The organism is Fictibacillus phosphorivorans (genome assembly GCF_001629705.1).
Lineage (GTDB): Bacteria > Bacillota > Bacilli > Bacillales > Fictibacillaceae > Fictibacillus > Fictibacillus phosphorivorans_A.
The window spans coordinates 433,251-450,474 of the sequence record NZ_CP015378.1 but is presented as its reverse complement, the minus strand read 5'-3'; the positions used below and the strand labels follow the sequence as shown (position 1 = coordinate 450,474).

The 17,224-nt window shown below is 38.8% G+C and carries 25 protein-coding genes; 7 read left to right on the top strand and 18 right to left on the bottom strand.

Features of this window, described 5'->3' with window-relative positions; translation table 11 throughout:
• Positions 1-463: 463 nt before the first annotated feature.
• The 5 genes from ABE65_RS02365 to ABE65_RS02350 all read right to left on the bottom strand — a co-directional run bounded on the left by ABE65_RS02365 (position 464) and on the right by ABE65_RS02350 (position 4,843).
• Complete coding sequence (locus tag ABE65_RS02365) at positions 464-1,519, bottom strand: SDR family oxidoreductase (RefSeq protein WP_066391081.1); 1,056 nt, start codon at positions 1,517-1,519, stop codon at positions 464-466.
• A gap of 131 nt (positions 1,520-1,650) precedes the next feature.
• A complete protein-coding gene (locus ABE65_RS21725; RefSeq protein ID WP_156499103.1) occupies positions 1,651-1,824 on the bottom strand; it encodes a hypothetical protein in 174 nt (57 codons plus the stop codon).
• Positions 1,825-1,826: 2 nt separating this feature from the next.
• Positions 1,827-2,294, bottom strand: coding sequence for a redoxin domain-containing protein (locus ABE65_RS02360; protein ID WP_228116227.1), 468 nt, complete (start codon positions 2,292-2,294; stop codon positions 1,827-1,829).
• 246 nt (positions 2,295-2,540) lie between these two features.
• Positions 2,541-3,953: a hypothetical protein gene (locus ABE65_RS02355; RefSeq protein ID WP_066391078.1), complete on the bottom strand. Its 1,413-nt coding sequence runs from the start codon at positions 3,951-3,953 to the stop codon at positions 2,541-2,543.
• A 53-nt stretch (positions 3,954-4,006) separates the two neighbouring features.
• Positions 4,007-4,843: a hypothetical protein gene (locus tag ABE65_RS02350; RefSeq protein ID WP_066391076.1), complete on the bottom strand. Its 837-nt coding sequence runs from the start codon at positions 4,841-4,843 to the stop codon at positions 4,007-4,009.
• Positions 4,844-5,052: 209 nt separating this feature from the next.
• Here ABE65_RS02350 and ABE65_RS02345 point away from each other — a divergent pair, with 209 nt between their 5' ends.
• The gene (locus ABE65_RS02345; protein WP_066391075.1) at positions 5,053-5,784 is read left to right on the top strand and encodes a Bax inhibitor-1/YccA family protein; all 732 of its coding nucleotides are present in this window, start codon (positions 5,053-5,055) and stop codon (positions 5,782-5,784) included.
• A 35-nt stretch (positions 5,785-5,819) separates the two neighbouring features.
• Here the strand turns inward: ABE65_RS02345 and ABE65_RS02340 are convergent, their stop codons facing one another.
• The 3 genes from ABE65_RS02340 to ABE65_RS02335 form a co-directional block, all read right to left on the bottom strand.
• Positions 5,820-6,467, bottom strand: coding sequence for a hypothetical protein (locus ABE65_RS02340; RefSeq protein WP_066391074.1), 648 nt, complete (start codon positions 6,465-6,467; stop codon positions 5,820-5,822).
• 62 nt (positions 6,468-6,529) lie between these two features.
• On the bottom strand, positions 6,530-6,682 hold the full coding sequence (locus tag ABE65_RS21720) for a hypothetical protein (protein ID WP_153238238.1): 153 nt from the start codon (positions 6,680-6,682) through the stop codon (positions 6,530-6,532).
• A gap of 102 nt (positions 6,683-6,784) precedes the next feature.
• A complete protein-coding gene (locus tag ABE65_RS02335; RefSeq protein WP_066391073.1) occupies positions 6,785-7,225 on the bottom strand; it encodes a DUF6376 family protein in 441 nt (146 codons plus the stop codon).
• 139 nt (positions 7,226-7,364) lie between these two features.
• Here ABE65_RS02335 and ABE65_RS02330 point away from each other — a divergent pair, with 139 nt between their 5' ends.
• Entirely contained in the window at positions 7,365-7,547 is a 183-nt protein-coding gene (locus ABE65_RS02330; RefSeq protein WP_066391071.1) for a hypothetical protein, read from the top strand.
• 29 nt (positions 7,548-7,576) lie between these two features.
• Here the strand turns inward: ABE65_RS02330 and abc-f are convergent, their stop codons facing one another.
• The 7 genes from abc-f to ABE65_RS02295 form a co-directional block, all read right to left on the bottom strand.
• Complete coding sequence (abc-f, locus tag ABE65_RS02325; protein ID WP_066391069.1) at positions 7,577-9,211, bottom strand: ribosomal protection-like ABC-F family protein; 1,635 nt, start codon at positions 9,209-9,211, stop codon at positions 7,577-7,579.
• 275 nt (positions 9,212-9,486) lie between these two features.
• On the bottom strand, positions 9,487-9,933 hold the full coding sequence (locus tag ABE65_RS02320) for an Hsp20/alpha crystallin family protein (protein WP_066391067.1): 447 nt from the start codon (positions 9,931-9,933) through the stop codon (positions 9,487-9,489).
• Positions 9,934-9,945: 12 nt separating this feature from the next.
• Positions 9,946-10,149, bottom strand: coding sequence for a spore germination protein GerPB (locus tag ABE65_RS02315; protein WP_066391066.1), 204 nt, complete (start codon positions 10,147-10,149; stop codon positions 9,946-9,948).
• A complete protein-coding gene (locus tag ABE65_RS02310; RefSeq protein WP_066391065.1) occupies positions 10,146-10,544 on the bottom strand; it encodes a spore germination protein GerPE in 399 nt (132 codons plus the stop codon). Before ABE65_RS02310 ends, ABE65_RS02315 begins: the two co-directional genes overlap by 4 nt.
• 6 nt (positions 10,545-10,550) lie before the next feature.
• Complete coding sequence (locus ABE65_RS02305) at positions 10,551-10,727, bottom strand: spore gernimation protein GerPD (protein ID WP_082861244.1); 177 nt, start codon at positions 10,725-10,727, stop codon at positions 10,551-10,553.
• Positions 10,696-11,322 (bottom strand): spore germination protein GerPC, encoded by a 627-nt coding sequence (gerPC, locus tag ABE65_RS02300; RefSeq protein ID WP_066391063.1) that lies wholly within the window; start codon positions 11,320-11,322, stop codon positions 10,696-10,698. The genes ABE65_RS02305 and gerPC overlap by 32 nt, the downstream gene beginning before the upstream one ends.
• 55 nt (positions 11,323-11,377) lie before the next feature.
• Positions 11,378-11,599, bottom strand: coding sequence for a spore germination protein (locus tag ABE65_RS02295; protein WP_066391062.1), 222 nt, complete (start codon positions 11,597-11,599; stop codon positions 11,378-11,380).
• Between the two features lie 162 nt (positions 11,600-11,761).
• Between ABE65_RS02295 and ABE65_RS02290 the strand changes: the two genes are divergently transcribed.
• Both ABE65_RS02290 and ABE65_RS02285 read left to right on the top strand, forming a co-directional pair.
• A complete protein-coding gene (locus ABE65_RS02290; RefSeq protein WP_066391061.1) occupies positions 11,762-11,980 on the top strand; it encodes a spore germination protein in 219 nt (72 codons plus the stop codon).
• An 11-nt stretch (positions 11,981-11,991) separates the two neighbouring features.
• A complete protein-coding gene (locus ABE65_RS02285) occupies positions 11,992-12,534 on the top strand; it encodes an Hsp20/alpha crystallin family protein (RefSeq protein ID WP_066391060.1) in 543 nt (180 codons plus the stop codon).
• A 90-nt stretch (positions 12,535-12,624) separates the two neighbouring features.
• On the opposite strand, the gene ABE65_RS02280 is transcribed toward ABE65_RS02285, so the two are convergent.
• The gene (locus ABE65_RS02280) at positions 12,625-13,368 is read right to left on the bottom strand and encodes an AIM24 family protein (protein ID WP_066391059.1); all 744 of its coding nucleotides are present in this window, start codon (positions 13,366-13,368) and stop codon (positions 12,625-12,627) included.
• 119 nt (positions 13,369-13,487) lie between these two features.
• Here ABE65_RS02280 and ABE65_RS02275 point away from each other — a divergent pair, with 119 nt between their 5' ends.
• Positions 13,488-13,829, top strand: a complete 342-nt coding sequence (locus ABE65_RS02275) for a DsrE family protein (protein WP_066391058.1) — start codon at positions 13,488-13,490, stop codon at positions 13,827-13,829.
• A 288-nt stretch (positions 13,830-14,117) separates the two neighbouring features.
• Here ABE65_RS02275 and ABE65_RS02270 read toward each other — a convergent pair whose 3' ends face one another.
• Positions 14,118-14,501 carry a YggT family protein gene (locus ABE65_RS02270; protein ID WP_066391056.1) on the bottom strand — a complete coding sequence of 128 codons (384 nt, stop codon included), beginning with the start codon at positions 14,499-14,501 and terminating at the stop codon, positions 14,118-14,120.
• A 56-nt stretch (positions 14,502-14,557) separates the two neighbouring features.
• The gene (locus tag ABE65_RS02265) at positions 14,558-15,421 is read right to left on the bottom strand and encodes an AAC(3) family N-acetyltransferase (RefSeq protein WP_066391054.1); all 864 of its coding nucleotides are present in this window, start codon (positions 15,419-15,421) and stop codon (positions 14,558-14,560) included.
• Positions 15,422-15,549: 128 nt separating this feature from the next.
• Between ABE65_RS02265 and ABE65_RS02260 the strand changes: the two genes are divergently transcribed.
• Positions 15,550-16,302 (top strand): DeoR/GlpR family DNA-binding transcription regulator, encoded by a 753-nt coding sequence (locus ABE65_RS02260; protein ID WP_066391053.1) that lies wholly within the window; start codon positions 15,550-15,552, stop codon positions 16,300-16,302.
• The gene (pfkB, locus tag ABE65_RS02255) at positions 16,299-17,213 is read left to right on the top strand and encodes a 1-phosphofructokinase (RefSeq protein WP_066391051.1); all 915 of its coding nucleotides are present in this window, start codon (positions 16,299-16,301) and stop codon (positions 17,211-17,213) included. The genes ABE65_RS02260 and pfkB overlap by 4 nt, the downstream gene beginning before the upstream one ends.
• Positions 17,214-17,224: the final 11 nt, after the last annotated feature.

Below are 17,224 nucleotides of genomic sequence, written 5' to 3'. Positions count from 1 at the left end.
CGGGGCAGGCGGTGAGCCACATTTGAATGTTTCACATTTAAGTGTCTCACCTGCCCGCCTGTCCCGTAGGAGTCTCGCACCTTCCACTCCAATCAACCGTCAAAGGTGTCAAGAGTTAAAAGCAACAATCTTTTAGCGTTTACAAAATAGAAAAAGAACCTAAATATACATAATTAGGTTCTTTACCGAAAGAAAGGTACACAAATACCCCTCTTCATATAAAAAACCATGGCACTGTTGTACAGCCCATGGTTAAATGACAAATTTAAGCGAAGATATTACATACGCAAATAAACTACTTGCGATTCTTCATTGTCCCAATAGGCTGTACATAAATTACACTCTCTGAAGTCAATCCATTAAGTTGTCTCATGATACATACCTCCTTGGGTTTCATTAAGATTAGTTACTTTACTTCTACACTATAGCAGTATATGCATAAAATGTAAATAGATGCATATTTTTATTTTTGAGCAGAAGCGTTCTGATATCCCTCAATGATCCGTTTGATCATCGGCATATCCATCTTAAGGGGTGCAGCTTCTATTTCTTCTAGCATTTGTTGAGTATTGCTGTCATCAAATGAGATATTTCTGTTCAAATAATTTTTATATACATCAATCACGCTGTTGAGGAGTTGTTCTTCTTCATTTAGAGACGGCTCATAATCGTACGGAGCAAGCTTGAACAGCTCAAGTCCCGCTTTTTCCCTCATAACCTGAAAAACATCTGCACTAAGCGGAGGATTATTATTTGTAATATGATAGATTTTTGTTTCTCTTCCCTTTTTTAATACACCAGATAAAACATCCGCCACATAATCGACAGGAACAAGATTCTGTGTACTGCCTTCTTCACACAATAAGTGGAAAACGCGATCTCCCATTCCTTTCCTCTGAAATCTTTTCTTAAAGACTTCAAGGCTTCGAAGTAATCCATACAGTGTAAACTTAGAATCCGCTTCACCTGTTTTAGAGTCACCGATAATGATCGCCGGTCTTAAGATACTTACGTTAAAACAATCTGTAAACTCCATACATAAGTGCTCTGCTTTACACTTGCTTTCTTCATATGGATTGTTAAAATCATTGCTCATACTGTGCAATTCTTCTTTAGCATATTCATCTTTGCCAAGAGTATAGGCAGTGCTCACATAATAGAAGTGTGATACACCCATTTTCTTAGCAGCATGAAGTGCATGATGAGTACCTGTATAATTTATTTCAAAAAGTTCATCTTTAAGATCTAAGTCAAATTTCACTAGGGCTGCCATATGATAAAATACATCCATTTTATCTGTAAGCTCTTGCTCCGCTTCCTTCGTCATACCTAAGTGAGGAGCTGTGATATCCCCTTGGATTATATGAATAACGCCGTTCAAACCAGCTGTCTTGTGAAGAAGCTGCTCCGCTTTTTGTATGTTTCGCGCTAACACATAAAGTGTATGACCTTCACGCGCTAAATTTTGAATTAAGCGACCACCTAGAAAACCAGTTGCTCCAGTTAAAAAAATATTCATTCAGCTGTTCCTTCCTATTCCTATATCAGCATACTTCTGCTTATATAGTACCACAACATTACTGGTATGTTGCCGGTTTCAAAAGATATGCTAAATCAGCGACAAAATAAAAAAGCTGCTAAAAAGCAGCCTTATTTTTCATCATCCGGTTTAGCAATATTAACAGCAGGCATCTCACTATTCATATAATCAGTGGGATGGCCATCGGTTTGTTGTTTCTCGTCATAAAAATAAGCGTTGATCTCTTGTTCTGCGTGAGCAGTCGGATCTTCAATGGGGTCGTGATTCTTTCGTTCCTTGTCCACAGCTAATCTCCTTTTCCACATGATTCACAAGCTTTAAATACTTCTTCATATTGAAGCTTTTCATTCGCATCAAACGTATGGTTGCTGAATTGAACAACACCTTTTTGATCGATAACAAAACATGATCGAATAGCAGTTCCATTTTCTTCGTTAAGAACACCAAACTTACTCGTTACTTTTTTATGCCAATCGGCTAAAAGTGGGTAAGGCAAGGTTCCTAGGGCTGCCGCAAAGACATTGTGTGAGTATATGTGATCAACACTGATTGCAAGCACTTCTGTATTGGCATCTTCAAAGCGTTTGTAATCCTCTTTCCAAGAGGTTATTTCTTTAATTCAACCAGGTGTAAAATCTAGCGGATAAAAAGCCACAAGGACATTTTTCTTCCCTTTAAAATCTGATAATGAAATATCTTTTTTTAATGTAGATGGTAACGTGAAATCGGGTGCAACATCACCTTTTTGTAGCAACTATCCCACCTCCTTGCGTCTTTATGAATATATTTCCCTGAACATATAAAAGAAAACGTTGGAATATATAGTCATTGCATGGTGATTTCTAAAAAGCTGAAGACTTATAAAAAGCATTTCAAGACTTATAAATTTTTTTGAGGACTTATAAAAAAGTTTGAAGACTCATAAATTTTTCCGAAGACTTATAAAAGTTTATTTCAATACAAAAAAGCCAGGGACCGCGAATCCCTGACTTCATTTTTACTATTTTGTTTCAGTTTCTACTGTGATTTCAACTGTTTTTTCAGTTATATCTTCTTCAGTTGCAGGTACTTCAACAACTTCTGAAGCATCTTCTTCTAAAACATCTTCAACTGCTAAAATTGCCGCGTTAATAGCTGCATGTAACTTTGCATTTTCAGAAGCGTGCTCAGATGCTAACGAACGAATCTTGTTCAAAAGTGCAGAAACATCTTCCTCAGTTGTTGTTTCTTCTGTCACCGGAGCTTCTTCTGTTACTTCTTCTTCAGTTGTTGTTTCTTCAGTAACTTTTTCAGCATGTACTGCAGCATTTGCAGCAGCATGCATTTTTGCGTTTTCATTTGAACGCTCAGATGCATTAGAATTCATTTTATTTTGAAGAGATTTGTTTTCTTGAACTTCAGTTTCTTCTTCAGTCGTAGTCTCTTCAGTTGCCGGAGCTTCCTCAGTTACTTCTTCTTCAGTCGCAGTCTCTTCAGTTGCCAGAGCCTCTTCATTTACTTCCTCTTCGGTCGCTGGTGTTTCTTCTGTTGCAACAGCATCAGCATGTACTGCAGCGTTTGGTGCAGCATGCATTTTTGCGTTTTCACTTGAGCGCTCAAACGCATTAGAGTTGATTTTGTTTTGAAGAGATTTGTTTTCTAGCTTTTCTTTTGTGTTTTCAGAATCTTCTTCGTCAGAATGGTCTTCTCCATTCTCAACATCATCGTCCTCTTTAACTGCATCATCGTCAGCAATAACATCTGTTTTGTCTTCTTCTTTTACTGGATTATCTTCATTTTCCTCTTGCACTGCTTCATCTTCAGAATCTTCATCGTCTTCTTTAACCGCATCTTCATCCGAAGCATATTCGATATCCTCTTTACGAGTAGCATCATCATCTTCTGTTACTGAATCTTCCTTTTTACCCTCTTCAGGATTCGTTGTAACTGGAACTTCAATTTCAATTACTTCTGTTTTTTCTTCCTCAACAGGAACTACAACTTTTTCTGTAGGTTCTTCAGTAACAGGTTTTGCTACAACAGGCTCTTCTGTTTTAGTCGCAACAGCGTGAACTGCTGCATTTGGAGCAGCGTGTTTCTTAGCCGTTTCACTTGCATGTTCAGCAGCTTGAGAATGACTCTTATCTTTTGCAGGCTTTTCAGCTTTTTCTGGCTTAGTTGCAGCTTTCTCAGGTTTGACTGGCTTTTCAACTTTTACTGGCTTTGGAATCTTCACCGTAACTTTAGCTGGTTTTTCAAACTTTTCGTCCTTAGCTTGTACGTTAGCATGAGATCCTTTTGCAGTTTGAGCAGCAATAGCCTTTTCTGATTGATGCCCAGCCGCTTCAGCAGCCCCAGTACCTACAACAGCTGCAAGAGTTAATGTTCCAGCAAATACGATAGATTTTACAAATGTACGGTTGACTTTTTTCATTTTTATTCGCTCCTTAAATTTTCAGATAGTTGTTCACATCACAATTTTGAAAATTAAAGAGCGTTTTCCGGTGGTCTTCCTGGCGGTGCGTTCACCCATTGACTTCTTAAGAGGTCCATTCTGCCAAAATACACAGAAACCTTTTCCCCATCTTCAAAAATAATCGGCAACATTAAGCTAGCTTTAAAGTTAGCAAATGACGCTGTTCCACTTCCACTATCCGATTGGTTTGTTGGTGAGGAAGACCCTTGTCCTGTAGCAGCCGGAATTACCTTTGAAACAGGATGGGAAGGTACTTTTGAAGACTTCTTATTTGGTAAAGGAGAGACATCCTTTTTCATCTGTGGATGACTAACTTTCTCCTTTAATGGAATAGGCTTCTTTCTAAGTACCTTTACCGATTCTTTTTTGGGAACTGATTTGTTTACCACTGTTTGTCTATGTATAGCACTTGATGATTCAGTCTTTTTGAATTCAGAACGCTCTGCCTGAATTACTCGTTCAGTCTGTTTCACCGGGACATGTTCTTTCGATTGTCTTTGAGAATCTGATTTTTTTACCTTGCTTCGGTAGTTTGCATTCTGAGAATTTTTTTGTTTCGATATCGGAACTTGCTTCAACTTTGTTTCAGATCGCTTAGATTGAGGTTTAGCCAACTCCGCTTTACCTTTACTTTCAGTCGGCTTTGCTCTTAATGCTGTTCCTTTTTGTTTTGTTGCTTGTACAGGAACTCGGTCTGTAACTTTGTCTTGCTGTACGATTTGCTGGTTGTTTTGCTCAGCATTTTGATTCCGTTTCTCCACATCTTCTTTCTCTGCAAAAACTTCTGCAGGAATAAAAAGGACGGCACCCGCGATTAACCCCTGCATAATGAGGTTTGATATACGCATATACTCACCTCCCTTCTTTCAACTATATAATACTTCCATAACATTAAATTTTTGTCGGTCTTTGTCTAAAATAGTCAAAATTTCCTAATATCTTTAAAATTCACTTGAAACGTCATTATAATGAATGATGACGTGACATATTATTTAACGCATGAAACTTTAATGATGTTTGTACGTATTTTATGTATAGAAAGAAGGAGGAATTTTACATGAGAAGTGCGAATCCTGCTTTAAAAGGCTCCACTTTTGATAAGTTCAGGGGGACGTCTTTTAGCAAAAAGATGACTTTATCAGGGACAGTGAACAAAACGTTTATTCTTCTGCTTATCTTGATGGCATCTGCAATTTTTACATGGTATCAATACAATTTAGGTAACCCAGTCGGTCATTTGATCTTAATTGGTTTGGTGGGGGGTCTTGTAACGGCATTAATCGTTGCTTTCGTTCCTAAAACCGCACCATTACTTGCACCGGTATATGCCGCGTTAGAAGGGCTTGCAGTTGGGGGTATATCGGCTAATTTTGAAGCTCAATTCAATGGTATCACCTTGCAAGCCGTTGCTTTAACATTTGGAACATTATTTGCCTTATTGCTCGCTTATATGTTCAGAATCATAAAAGTAACACAGAACTTCAGATTGATCGTTTTCTCAGCGACTATGGGAATCATGCTTGTTTATCTGACTAGTTTTATTTTAGGCTTTTTTGGAATGAGCGTGCCATATCTGCACAGCACTGGTCCGATCGGTATCGGAATTTCCCTTTTTATTGTAGTGATCGCTGCACTAAATTTAGTTTTAGACTTTGATTTTATTGAATATGGAGCAGATCGCGGAGCGCCTAAGTATATGGAATGGTACGGTGCTTTCGGACTCATGGTCACTTTAGTTTGGCTATACTTTGAAATATTGCATCTGCTAGCTAAATTAAGAAGAAACTAAAAAGAGAGAAGCCTCCATAAAAGGCTTCTCTCTTTTTACGTCAATATGTTTATCCATCTATAAATCGCCCAGCATCCTACACCAATATTGACTGCAAATAATGCAGCTAACATGACTTTGTTATGATGAGTAACGAGCTGCGCGAAATATAATAATCCCCATAGAACGAGAATAAGCAATGCCCATATGAGGCTACTAGTATTCCCTTGCATAACTGCTCCATAGCTGAAGATCCATGTATAGGGAAGCAAGAGGCATCCTGTTACAAAGTAGATGCTATGAACACCGTGAGTTTGAAATTTGTTAGCTAGAGGTGCTCCTTTAACCATCAATCCATAAAGTAAACAAATTCCAATAACTATACCAAGGAAGAAGCTAATCTGGAAAATTTCATAAAATAAAACAGGCAGTACAGAAAATGCCTCTAACCAGAACAATCTGCTGAAAAAAAGAATGGTTAGTCCGAACAAGATATAAGGTATGGAATAACGTGTTCGGATTCCCTTCCATACGGTATGTCCTAACAAGAGTAGTCCATAAACAAAAAACAAAAAACCCAGCAATTTGCTGGAAAAAAGCATAAGGAAACTGTATAAACAGAAAAGAACGGCAAACGCAATATGATAGAAATAATCATATTTTGTATGCCTAGCTTTTTTGAACGTATTATTTAATAAAATCATGTTGCACCTGCCAAGACTAGTCGTGTTTATACATTTATCGTCAAAGACTGGTTATTTTCAAGTTATTCCTTTGGCACTTTGACCACACCGCGCATGTGCCAAAGATGAATGAGCTCTAAACGTTTTCGATATTGTTTCGCCTGAAGTCTGCCTTTTTTGTATCTTTTCTTCAATAGCTGCATATAATCTTCAATCTTAATATGATAGTCGTCCATTCTTTTACCCACCCTCACCAATTATCTCATTGTCATATTCCCGAATTTAGTCGAAATGTAACATGAAATTTTAAGAAAATGTGTAAAAGTAAGAAAAAAGAATTACTCGCCTAATTGCTTAATATCGTTCAACAAGTCCGTATATACTTTGACGTCATCTAACAAACCGCTTTTCTCTAAGAAGTCAGGAGTTATTTCTCCGTTCTCTACCGCTGTCAGATACTGATCTATTCCATCTTGGAACGTTTGATTATGCTCCATCACCTGATTATGAATATCTTTGAATACAGATGGTGGGGATAGTTCATTAAACTCTTCAATCGTTGTATTCATTTCTTGAAGCGCCTTCTCTAACTCTACTCGTGCATTTTGATCTGAGACAGCTTTCTCCGCTAACGAAGGAATTTCTTTTGAGAATTGTTGCACATCGTTAATGTATTCTGTTGCTTCTGGTACATAATTAATTCCGTTCGTAACGTCTTCCGCTGCCGAACATCCCGTGAGACTGAACGATAAAAGAACAGCCAATAATGTCTTTTTCATATGATCTCCTCATTTCTTTTTTTCTTATATTTGAATCTACATATATTCGATTTTCACTTATTTTTTATACGGCTTGACTGCAATTAAGTTTCAAAATAGGACATTCTAATACTAGTTCAAAACAGAAAGGCTGATTAACATGGTTAAAAAAGATAAAGAAAATGAAGGTAAAAAAGATCTGTACTTAGACGTTGACCGAATGATGAACGAAGGAATGGCCGGAGGTACAGTGGCCGATGAAAAGGATTTAAATCAGATCGGCTATGATTCAGGAATCACCGATCAAGAAGAACCACCCATAAAAGTAGATAAAAAGAAGTAGAGCCGCTCATTTTGAACGGCTCTACTTCTTTATGATCTGAACTTATTCATTCTATGCAGTACGTCATTATATCGGCGATCGAGCTCCTCTTTTTTGCTGAGTTCTGAACAAACAGAAAGTTGACTGATCAGTTCTGTCATCTCAAACTGCATCTTGAGCAACTCATCTTCATCGTAATGATGCTCATTTCGGATTCCGTTTCGCATCGTAAACTCTTTATAGTTTCCTTCAAACCAAAATGCTTTCGATGACTGCAGCTCTAGAATATGAGTGGCTGTCTTTTCCATTAAGCGTCTGTCATGAGTAGCCAAGATAAACGTACCAGGATAGGCTACTAAGACCTCTTCTAACGCTTCTCTTGTAAACAAATCTAAGTAATTTGAAGGTTCATCTAGTAACAATACATTGTAGTCACTTAAGAAAAGTTTTGCGAGAGCAGTCTTCATCTTTTCACCGCCACTCAATACATCTACTCTTTTAAAGACATCTTCACGTTTAAATAACATTCTTGCTAATATGGTTCTAACCCATGTTTCATCGTACAGACTACGTTCCATCACGTTCTCAAGAATACTTTTTTGTGGATCCAAAATATTAAGATGCTGATGGAAGTAGCCGACTTTAAGCTGATTAGACTTTTCAATCGCTTCATTTCCTTTATAGATTTCTTGAAGTAAGGTGGATTTTCCGGTTCCGTTCTTGCCTGTTAAAACGATCTTCATCCCCGGTTTTACAGAGAATGTAAGATTTTGAACCAGTGGTTTTTCATCAAACCTTAAAGAAAGATCTTTAACAGCTAAGACTTGTTTTCCATGAACCTTAGGAAATCGTTGTATATCGAATTCCACATTCTGTTGCTTCTTTGGCTTTTCCTTCTTATCGAGCATCTCGATCCTTTTCTCAATAACCTTCGATTTCTTCTCAAGTGAACGCTTTGCATTTTGAAGTTTTCCTTTTCCTAGCTTTGCTTCACTATAAGACATGCGAGTTGGTTTGTTCTTCAAGTCTCTCGCTTTAGATGCTTTTTCCTTAGCCGTTCTCTCAAGTCTTGTTTTTTCTTTAACATACTGTTCGTATTCAAAGTGTTTTCGTTTGAGTTGTTGATCTTTTTGAATCAGATAATCTGAATAGTTACCAGGATATGTTGCGAACGTTTGGTGATCGATTTCGACGATCTTTGTGCATACCGTATCTAGAAATGCACGGTCATGTGACACAAGCAAAAGTGCTCCTTTAAAACGTAAAAGTTCATCTGCAAGTTGATCCATTCCGTCGACATCAAGATGAGATGTAGGTTCATCTAAGATAAGGATATCTGGATCTTGTTCTAGAGCAGCAGCGATTTGAGTACGCGTTCTTTCACCACCGCTCATCGTGTCATACTTTTTGCCTTGCAGGTTCCAAGCCGCTTCACTCTTGGAAGTGAGACATTGCTCTTCTTGGTCAAACTGGCTAACGATTGCAAGTGATCCGTAATGATGTACGGCCCCTGCATCTCTATCCTCAGTTTCTGCTAGTAATTTAAGAAACGTTGATTTTCCGGTGCCGTTCAAACCAACAAGACCTACTCGGTCATTAGTAAAAAGTTGAAACGGCTCTGTTTGCTTTATAATTAATTTTCCATCATACGATTTTTCTAATTGCTTCGCCTCTAATAAAAGCACAAAAAAACCTCCCCTATTAACTAGAGAGGTCTGCCCCAAGCCAAAATAAGTATCACAAAAAAACACGCAATAACACGTCTTTTTGCAACAAAAAAACAGGCCTGTAATGAAGTCCTAAAAATGGGCAGAGAAATCCTATCTAGCGTTCTACTTTTTTATTCAAGTAAATGGCTAAAATCAGATTAATTGCGCATTGGACGTATACACCTGTTCCTTCCGTTGTTTTCCTTTATTGTAAGGTAGTACATATATGGTCGTCAAGAACACGTTTACTACTATTCTTGCACCCAGTTTAGATTTACTTTTCGCTGATTTGCTCCAGGTCTTGTATCTTTTAGTAAGCGAATGAATAATAACCCTTTTCGATAAAAAGCCTGAACAGGCTCTTGAAGAACTCTTTCTGGTAAATGAATCTCTCGATGAAAAGCACCGAGTTGAAATTCCTCCGAACTTAAGTGATAGGAATCTAACGTCAGCGATAACTTTCCTTGTACGGTCAGTTTAAACGGATCGACCATAACTTCAACATCCTCTGTACGATTCAAACCAGGCAGTGCCAATACACAGCAAATTTCTTGTGGTGTGTCATAGATGTTGCAAAGAGGACTCTCATTATTTTGATTATTAGTCGACCTTTGATTTTGATTCGGTGTAAAGAACTGATCACCAAAATATTCTTCGGCCATCCTTTTCCAGTCCATCATTTGTTTCCAAGTGTCCAATTCAATCACCTCTTATGAAGGCGGCCCTAAAGGAACAGAAGGAGCAGTATCCGGATCCGGAATCTGAGGGGCAGGACCTGTAAAACCGCCTGTGTTAAATAATTGCGATATCGGCTGTATAACCCCCGCGCTTCCTATTTGGAGCACAGATGAGTTTTGTATGCCATCTACTCTTATCTGTTGAATGACGATCGTCTGACTAACAAAAAGGTTCATATTTCCTCCTCCTCACTTTCCGGATAAGGATTCGTAAAAAAATTACGAACATGTTTAACACGAGATTGAAGTTTTATATCATTAACCGAACCAATATGAAGGATTGATGAACTGGACACCCCAAGAATATCTATTTTCCCAACTCGAATATAAGGATTCGCATGATACGTTTGTTTTACCTTATACACCGGACAAACTGGAACCAATACCGGCTGTGAAAAAACTTTATATTTGCTGTATGGAACATTGAACGTTCCATACTTTGTACTTTCTCTCTGGATAGCCAGAGCTGCAGAAAAACTATTGATTTTGTCAGTGTCTCCCGTTTGCAAAACACCTGAGTTAGCGAGAGAATTCAATACGATACAGTCAACGACAGATGTTCGATACATCATACACCTCTATAGAGGAACGAGTGTAGTACCTAAGACTAAAGATTCCGGAGGTGTGTCGAATGCAGATCCTAGACTGATACAATCTGTGTCTCCGATTAATACCACTGACGATAGCCCTACACCGATAATGTGAATCTCTCCAACAAATAACTCATGATTGGTTACGCAAAATTTCACTCTCATCTCCTCCAGTAGACTTAGAATCTCGTAAATGTACGATAAACGTCTCGATACCACGATAGATATCCTCTTTTGTTTTTTGAATGATATCTCTTCTGCCCCGCTCATCTTTTGGCTCATATTTTGTGAGATAGTGCTTGATCCGCCCTGGAACTTGGCGCTGTACATCTTCTAATATGAAGATTCGATAAGGTTCATCTAAAGGAACGTTCATTTTACTTTCAAGTGACTTTAAATAAACAGGAGCTTCTTTCTCAAAAAAGCCATCCATCACTTGAATCATCTCTCGGTAGTTTGGATTTTCAATCGTACTTCGTTCCATCTTTCCAGGCATCTGAAGGGTATTCTGACCAATATTGAACTGTTCGATCAAGTCTTTGCTATCAGCTGAAGACCCGAGTCCAATGTGCAGGGTACCTTCAAGTTTTTCTATCTTTAATTGATCAAACTTATATTCTACATTTTGAGGTTGAGAGGATAGATCACTTACCTTTCTCTTTAATGCTTTTATCTGCTCTTCCAAGTCGCTAATCTTATCATTCTGATCGAGAATCATCTGTTGTAGCTTGCTCAAGTAATAATTGCTCTCTTCATTCATACAATCAGCTCCTTAGTTAGATGTATGCCTTCTACCTAAGGAATTTGCTTGTTGTTTAAAAATTTGCTGCTGCATTACTGTCATTTACATCAGGATCTTGTGTAAACGTTACATTATAGCCGTTCTCCAGACGAAGATTATCCCCCGTATTGAAAGATCCTGCACCTGCATACGTTTTTGCGTAACTGACTGGGCATATGGTCTGGACGTCTCCCACATGAAAAACGCTGCCGCTCGATATGGAGTTTACTGATACAGATCCCACAATTGCTGGCATATACGTTCATCCCCACTTTCAAGTACTTCTCACATGTTATGCATACGCCCAATCTTTTGTGCCTAAACGTTTCCATTCACCTTTAGGCTTCTACCTACATAACTTATCTGTAAAGGACGACGTCACAATCGTTATTTTTATACAAAAAGGGAGGTGCTAAAAGTGCCCTGTTTAATTGTAGCTCCTATTAATATTAATGCGGCAGAAGGGGTTGTGAATTTTGGCGATACGCTCGTCATCAATCCCAAATCAACAGGCAAAGGATACAACGGATCTGGCGGAGGAAACACAGGGAATTTTATACAAACAACAAACGTAGTTAACGCAACAAACACATTAGATCCTGATATTTTCGATTCGAATAATGCCGGCAATGCTTAGGAGGTATAAGTATGTTAGGCAAGGGTCCATTGATGCCATTTTTTAATAACCGTTCTATGGATGACTGGCTAAATTCTTTTGACCAATACGTCAGCAAAGGGCTCAATCAGTTCGAGAAATTTGCAGACCAGATGTCGTTTGAAGTGGATACAGAAGAGACAACAGACGAATACAAAATTCGCGCGAACCTAAAAGACTATAACCCTGAAGACCTTCAGATCGAGATCCTCAATCAAGGACTTCAGATTAAAGCACAGCGGGAAGAAATTCGGTCAACAAAAAACAAACGAACGGGGCATTTTCAGCAAAGGAAGGCAATGAAACGAACGGAGAGGTTTGTCCAACTGCCTTTTATGTTTCGAAACGAAGATGTGAAAGCCCAATATACGAATGGCATCTTAACCATTTCCGTTAACAAAAATGGTGGAGAAGTTATGAATCCGACTGTTCCTATACAAGTCGTAAATGATTCAAGTGATAATAGAGTTGAGAAAGGCAGTAATGCCAACAATACTGCCAATGTATTTAACAGTAACGGGCAGTTTGAAGAGTAGGTGCAACATTTCATTTTCTTATGTATATTAATGCCTATAAAAAATGCTGACAGAAAGGCATATGTTTATCCTTTTCTGTCAGCTTTTCTTTTATCTTCCTAGTGTTGGTGCGATCCACACCTCGCCGGTTCCTTCAAAAACGTGCAAGTAACCTTCACCACTTGTCGCAGATCCAATGATAGAAGAGGATGCTCGTTTTACAGAAAAATCGATATCTCCTTTTCTTAAGAGCGCAAAGTTACCATCCACTTGCAGTTTTTCATCATGAAGCTGTATCTTCATGATCTGTTGAAGAGGAACTGGACTCTGAAGCACACAAAATCCTGAGCCTCTTAATCTCGTTTGAAACAGGCCATCCTCTCCTTTTATAGAAGACGTTAGTTTTTGTCTAGCTACACCCAATTGCACAGACGGTTCTGCCGCATAAAACATTCCGCGATCTGCAACAACTTCTTCGTCGTTTAAGTTTAATAATAAGTAATGACCATACGAGGGCTCTAAATAAATTTCTCCGGTACCTTCATATAATGGTTTGAAAAGAGATTCTTCCGTTAAGATATTGGAAGCCATCTTCTTCATGAACCCTCCAACTCCACCAGCATTGCTCTTCAAACCAAGATCACCTTTCATAAACTGCAAAGCTCCCGCTTCAGCTTGAACCGCTCCTTGGCGCAATGTGATCCGAACTTGTTTTAACGATATTCCCGTTTCTTTGGCGTAGTAAGAAGAACTTGAACCTGCACTTGTTACAGGCAACTGCTTATATTCAAGGACTTCAAAAGTTGCTCGACGTCCTTCTTCTTTTTCGATAACGTTAAAAAGTGATTCATTCATAACCATCAGCCTCCTCTTTCTAGCATAACAAACTCTGACTTTGTTTAAACAAAGCGTGGTATAATTCACACAAAGATATTGGCTAACGCCAAAAGAATATGAGAGAGGCGTGATTTGACGTGCAGAACAAAATCATTCTTGTAACAACTGATTCATTTGGTACTGGTAACGATCCTGCTCTTGGAGAAAACGTAATGGAAACGTATTTTACGGTTTTGAAGCAGCAATCCGATCTTCCAGCTGCGATCTTTTTCATGAATCGTGGTGTTTATTGCCTCACAGAGCAGTCTTTATGTTCGCTGCATCTAAAAGAAATAGAAGATAAGGGTGTTAAAGTGTTCGCCTGCAAGACTTGTGTTGATCACTATAAAGTAGAAAATGAGCTTGCGGCTGGAGAAATTTCAGGAATGGCACATTTTGTAGAATTATCTGCTACATATGAAGTTATTACGATTGCATAATATATAAGTTTTCAAACTTCCTTTTAGTGTTTATAGTGGGTTTTGAATGTGGTTAATTTCCGCTCCAGGTTGCTCGCTTTCCGCGGGGCAGGCGGTGAGCCCCTTGCCGCTTTGCGCCCTTAAGGGTCTCACCTGACCGCCAGTCCCGCAGGAGTCGGCAACCTTACGCTTCAATCAACTTGCAATGATGAAGTAAGGAAAACAAGATCCAATAGCAACACTTCTTGAGAAATTAATTTTAATAACAAAAAAACGTACACCTAACTTGCTGGTGTACGTTTTCTGGTTTTATCTTCTTTCTTCTCGGATAATTCTCTTTTCTCTAGTCGTTGCCTCGTCTCTGACAACGGGTTCTTCTCTAATAACTGTTTCACGCTGAACGTGATCTACTTTTTTCACTGAGAATAGTCTTTTCAGCAACATGCCGACTACACCATACACAATGATTGCAACGATCGTTGACAGTTCGATCACGAATCCATTGGCTAGTTCGATGTTTGGGAAGAGTGCTGCAAATGGTAAAAGAAGCGGTTGGCTCAGACCATATATGAGCTGGGCGAAAGCTGCTCCTTCATTTGCATTAAACAGTTGAAAAATAAAACGTAAAATTAAGATTAGCTGAATGATGCCTACTATGAATGAAATAATTGTGGCTGGAACGGAACGCCTCATCGCAATTCCCTCATTTCATTGGATTTGCTACTAAACATACCCTTCTTTTCACAACATTAAGCATGCTCAATCGGTTTATTACTTTGGTCATACTGACTCAGCCAATTCTCTGTAAAGTCCACGAGTTCTCTCTGTGGGATCAATCGACAATCAGCCATTCCTACTTTTCCTTTTTTGACGGGATAATTATTTTGCTCGTAAACCTCTCCAATCTCTTCGAACAACTCCTCTCGATAAGAAATTTGAGTGAACGACTTCCATACTCTTTTTCCATCGCTAAATAGTGGGCCAGCATTTTGTTCTGTTTTTGGTGATGGTACGCGATGTTCGGCTAAGTGCATGGAGGTATTCGAATCATAGCCTACACCTATCAGAAGAACATGGCCCTGAAGTTCATAAACTCTCCCAAGAGGTGACTGTTCCCCTAAACCGAAATCCACTGAATGATCGTTTATGATCGTTTCTTTATTTTTGCCCCATGCAGCAAAAGATTCTGTTGGATGATTGCTTCTTATTACACCCGGAAACGTGCGAAATGCTTCTACAATCGCTCCCATAAAATATGTTGGTGTTACAGCTGGATCAAACGCAGGCATCTCTTCTATGATTGTCGGCCACCAATCCTTTGGTACCGGTGGATTCAGCCATCCTGCCGGATCAGAATAATGAGCCGTATGTGTAGGCATAACCAATGTTCCTTCTTCTGTAATAACGTCCATTAACGCTTGTACAACTGCAACAGGTCCCCCTACAACCCAACCCAGTGACTTCAAGCTAGAGTGAACGATAACGGTCATTCCTTTTTTCAGGCCTAATAATCGAAGATTCTCTGCTAAAGTCACCCTCGTTTTAGGATAATCTGTATGTAATTCAATACTACTCACGCTTCTCACAACCTTCAGCTTTTTATGTACTCTCATTATACCAAAAAGAAATGGAATACTTTGGCTATGGTTGTTTTTGATTATTTTTGGTTGTTTGTGATTGAAAAATGTAAGGGCTTACGTTACAATGATGTCAAAGATAAAGAACATTTGGAGGTGTCAGGATGCTTACACCTGAAAGACATCGTAAGATTATTGAAGTATTAGGCGAAAAGTCAGTAGTAACTATACAAGAACTCGTAGAAGCAACAGCATCCTCTGAGTCTACGATACGCAGAGATCTAAGTCAGTTGCAGAGAGAAAAGAAGTTAAAACGCGTACATGGAGGAGCATCACTTACTCACCAAAAAAGCGAAGAATTGAGCGTTTTTGAAAAATCCGAGAGAAACGCTTTAGAAAAAGAAAGAATTGCACAATATGCTTGCGATTTAATCGAGACTGGGGATTGCATCTATCTCGATGCAGGCACGACAACACTTAAGATGATTCCTCATCTAATGAACAAAGAGATCACAGTTGTAACGAATGCCATCTCCCACCTTGAAGCTTTAAGTGAACACGAGATTAAGACTTACTTAATAGGCGGTCTTGTTAAGTCTAAAACAAAAGCACTTGTAGGAAGCAGTGCGATTAAAAGTTTAAGTGCCTATCGGTTTGACAAGGTATTCCTTGGGATGAACGGCATTCACATCGAGGCCGGTTACACTACACCCGATCCGGAAGAGGCGGCAGTAAAAGGATTAGCGATTTCCCTTTCACAAAAAGCATTCATATTAGCTGACCATACGAAGTTTCATGAGACTTCGTTTTCAAAAGTAGCAGAATTAAATGAGGCGATCATAATAACAGACGATATTGATGATGACGTCATCTATGATTTTCAAGACAAGACAGAAATAAAGGTTGTGACATCATGATATATACTTGCACACTGAATCCGTCCATTGATTATTTAGCTCGAGTGGAGGATTTTAAAGAAGGACAGATAAACCGCACATCAGATACATTTATTTATCCCGGAGGAAAAGGAATCAACGTTTCACGAGTGCTGAAACACCTTGGGATAGAAAGTACTGCACTTGGTTTCACTGGTGGTTTTACAGGTGCTTTTATTAAAGACTTTTTAACACAAGATCACATTCAGCATGATTTTATAGAAGTTTCAGAAGTTACAAGAATTAATGTAAAGCTCAAGTCTCATAAAGAAACGGAGATTAATGGTCAAGGACCTGTAATCTCTATGGAAAACCAGCAAAATTTACTTCAAAAAATCAATAACATGAGTAAAGGTGATTTCCTTCTTCTAGCAGGAAGCATTCCCCCATCAATCTCTGATGATTTTTATGCCGATATTGCTAAGAAGTGTAAGGACAAAGGAATTCATGTTGTCATTGATGCTGCTGGAGAACCGCTTCGTAAGGCCTTAAAGCATCAGCCATTTTTGATTAAGCCCAATCACCATGAACTTGGGGAACTTTTTCAAACAAACGTCCACACGAAAGAAGATGCTATTTTTTATGGGAAGAAGCTGTTGGAAGCCGGTGTACAGAATGTCATCGTTTCTATGGCTGGAGATGGTGCAATCTTTCTCAACAAAGATAGCGTTCTCGTATCAAACGTACCCGATGGAACCGTTAAGAATTCAGTGGGTGCTGGTGATTCTGTTGTAGCCGGTTTTCTTTCTCAGATCACCCAAGAACGCGACTATGCTACCGCGTTCTTATATGGAGTTGCTGCAGGAAGTGCTACTGCTTTTTCAGAAGACCTGTGCACACTAGAACAGGTAGAATCTTTACGAAAACAGATCATTATAGAAGAAATACTGTAATAAGGAGGCAT

Excerpts from the sequence above, each read along its gene's own strand:
- ABE65_RS02365 (WP_066391081.1), bottom strand. The coding sequence starts at position 1,519 with ATGAATATTTTTTTAACTGGAGCAACTGGTTTTCTAGGTGGTCGCTTA.
- ABE65_RS02355 (WP_066391078.1), bottom strand. The coding sequence starts at position 3,953 with ATGAAAAAAGTCAACCGTACATTTGTAAAATCTATCGTATTTGCTGGA.
- ABE65_RS02350 (WP_066391076.1), bottom strand. The coding sequence starts at position 4,843 with ATGCGTATATCAAACCTCATTATGCAGGGGTTAATCGCGGGTGCCGTC.
- ABE65_RS02345 (WP_066391075.1), top strand. The coding sequence starts at position 5,053 with ATGAGAAGTGCGAATCCTGCTTTAAAAGGCTCCACTTTTGATAAGTTC.
- ABE65_RS02340 (WP_066391074.1), bottom strand. The coding sequence starts at position 6,467 with ATGATTTTATTAAATAATACGTTCAAAAAAGCTAGGCATACAAAATAT.
- ABE65_RS21720 (WP_153238238.1), bottom strand. The coding sequence starts at position 6,682 with ATGGACGACTATCATATTAAGATTGAAGATTATATGCAGCTATTGAAG.
- ABE65_RS02335 (WP_066391073.1), bottom strand. The coding sequence starts at position 7,225 with ATGAAAAAGACATTATTGGCTGTTCTTTTATCGTTCAGTCTCACGGGA.
- ABE65_RS02330 (WP_066391071.1), top strand. The coding sequence starts at position 7,365 with ATGGTTAAAAAAGATAAAGAAAATGAAGGTAAAAAAGATCTGTACTTA.
- ABE65_RS02315 (WP_066391066.1), bottom strand. The coding sequence starts at position 10,149 with ATGAACCTTTTTGTTAGTCAGACGATCGTCATTCAACAGATAAGAGTA.
- ABE65_RS02310 (WP_066391065.1), bottom strand. The coding sequence starts at position 10,544 with ATGATGTATCGAACATCTGTCGTTGACTGTATCGTATTGAATTCTCTC.
- ABE65_RS02305 (WP_082861244.1), bottom strand. The coding sequence starts at position 10,727 with ATGAGAGTGAAATTTTGCGTAACCAATCATGAGTTATTTGTTGGAGAG.
- gerPC (WP_066391063.1), bottom strand. The coding sequence starts at position 11,322 with ATGAATGAAGAGAGCAATTATTACTTGAGCAAGCTACAACAGATGATT.
- ABE65_RS02295 (WP_066391062.1), bottom strand. The coding sequence starts at position 11,599 with ATGCCAGCAATTGTGGGATCTGTATCAGTAAACTCCATATCGAGCGGC.
- ABE65_RS02285 (WP_066391060.1), top strand. The coding sequence starts at position 11,992 with ATGTTAGGCAAGGGTCCATTGATGCCATTTTTTAATAACCGTTCTATG.
- ABE65_RS02280 (WP_066391059.1), bottom strand. The coding sequence starts at position 13,368 with ATGAATGAATCACTTTTTAACGTTATCGAAAAAGAAGAAGGACGTCGA.
- ABE65_RS02270 (WP_066391056.1), bottom strand. The coding sequence starts at position 14,501 with ATGAGGCGTTCCGTTCCAGCCACAATTATTTCATTCATAGTAGGCATC.
- ABE65_RS02265 (WP_066391054.1), bottom strand. The coding sequence starts at position 15,421 with ATGAGAGTACATAAAAAGCTGAAGGTTGTGAGAAGCGTGAGTAGTATT.
- ABE65_RS02260 (WP_066391053.1), top strand. The coding sequence starts at position 15,550 with ATGCTTACACCTGAAAGACATCGTAAGATTATTGAAGTATTAGGCGAA.
- pfkB (WP_066391051.1), top strand. The coding sequence starts at position 16,299 with ATGATATATACTTGCACACTGAATCCGTCCATTGATTATTTAGCTCGA.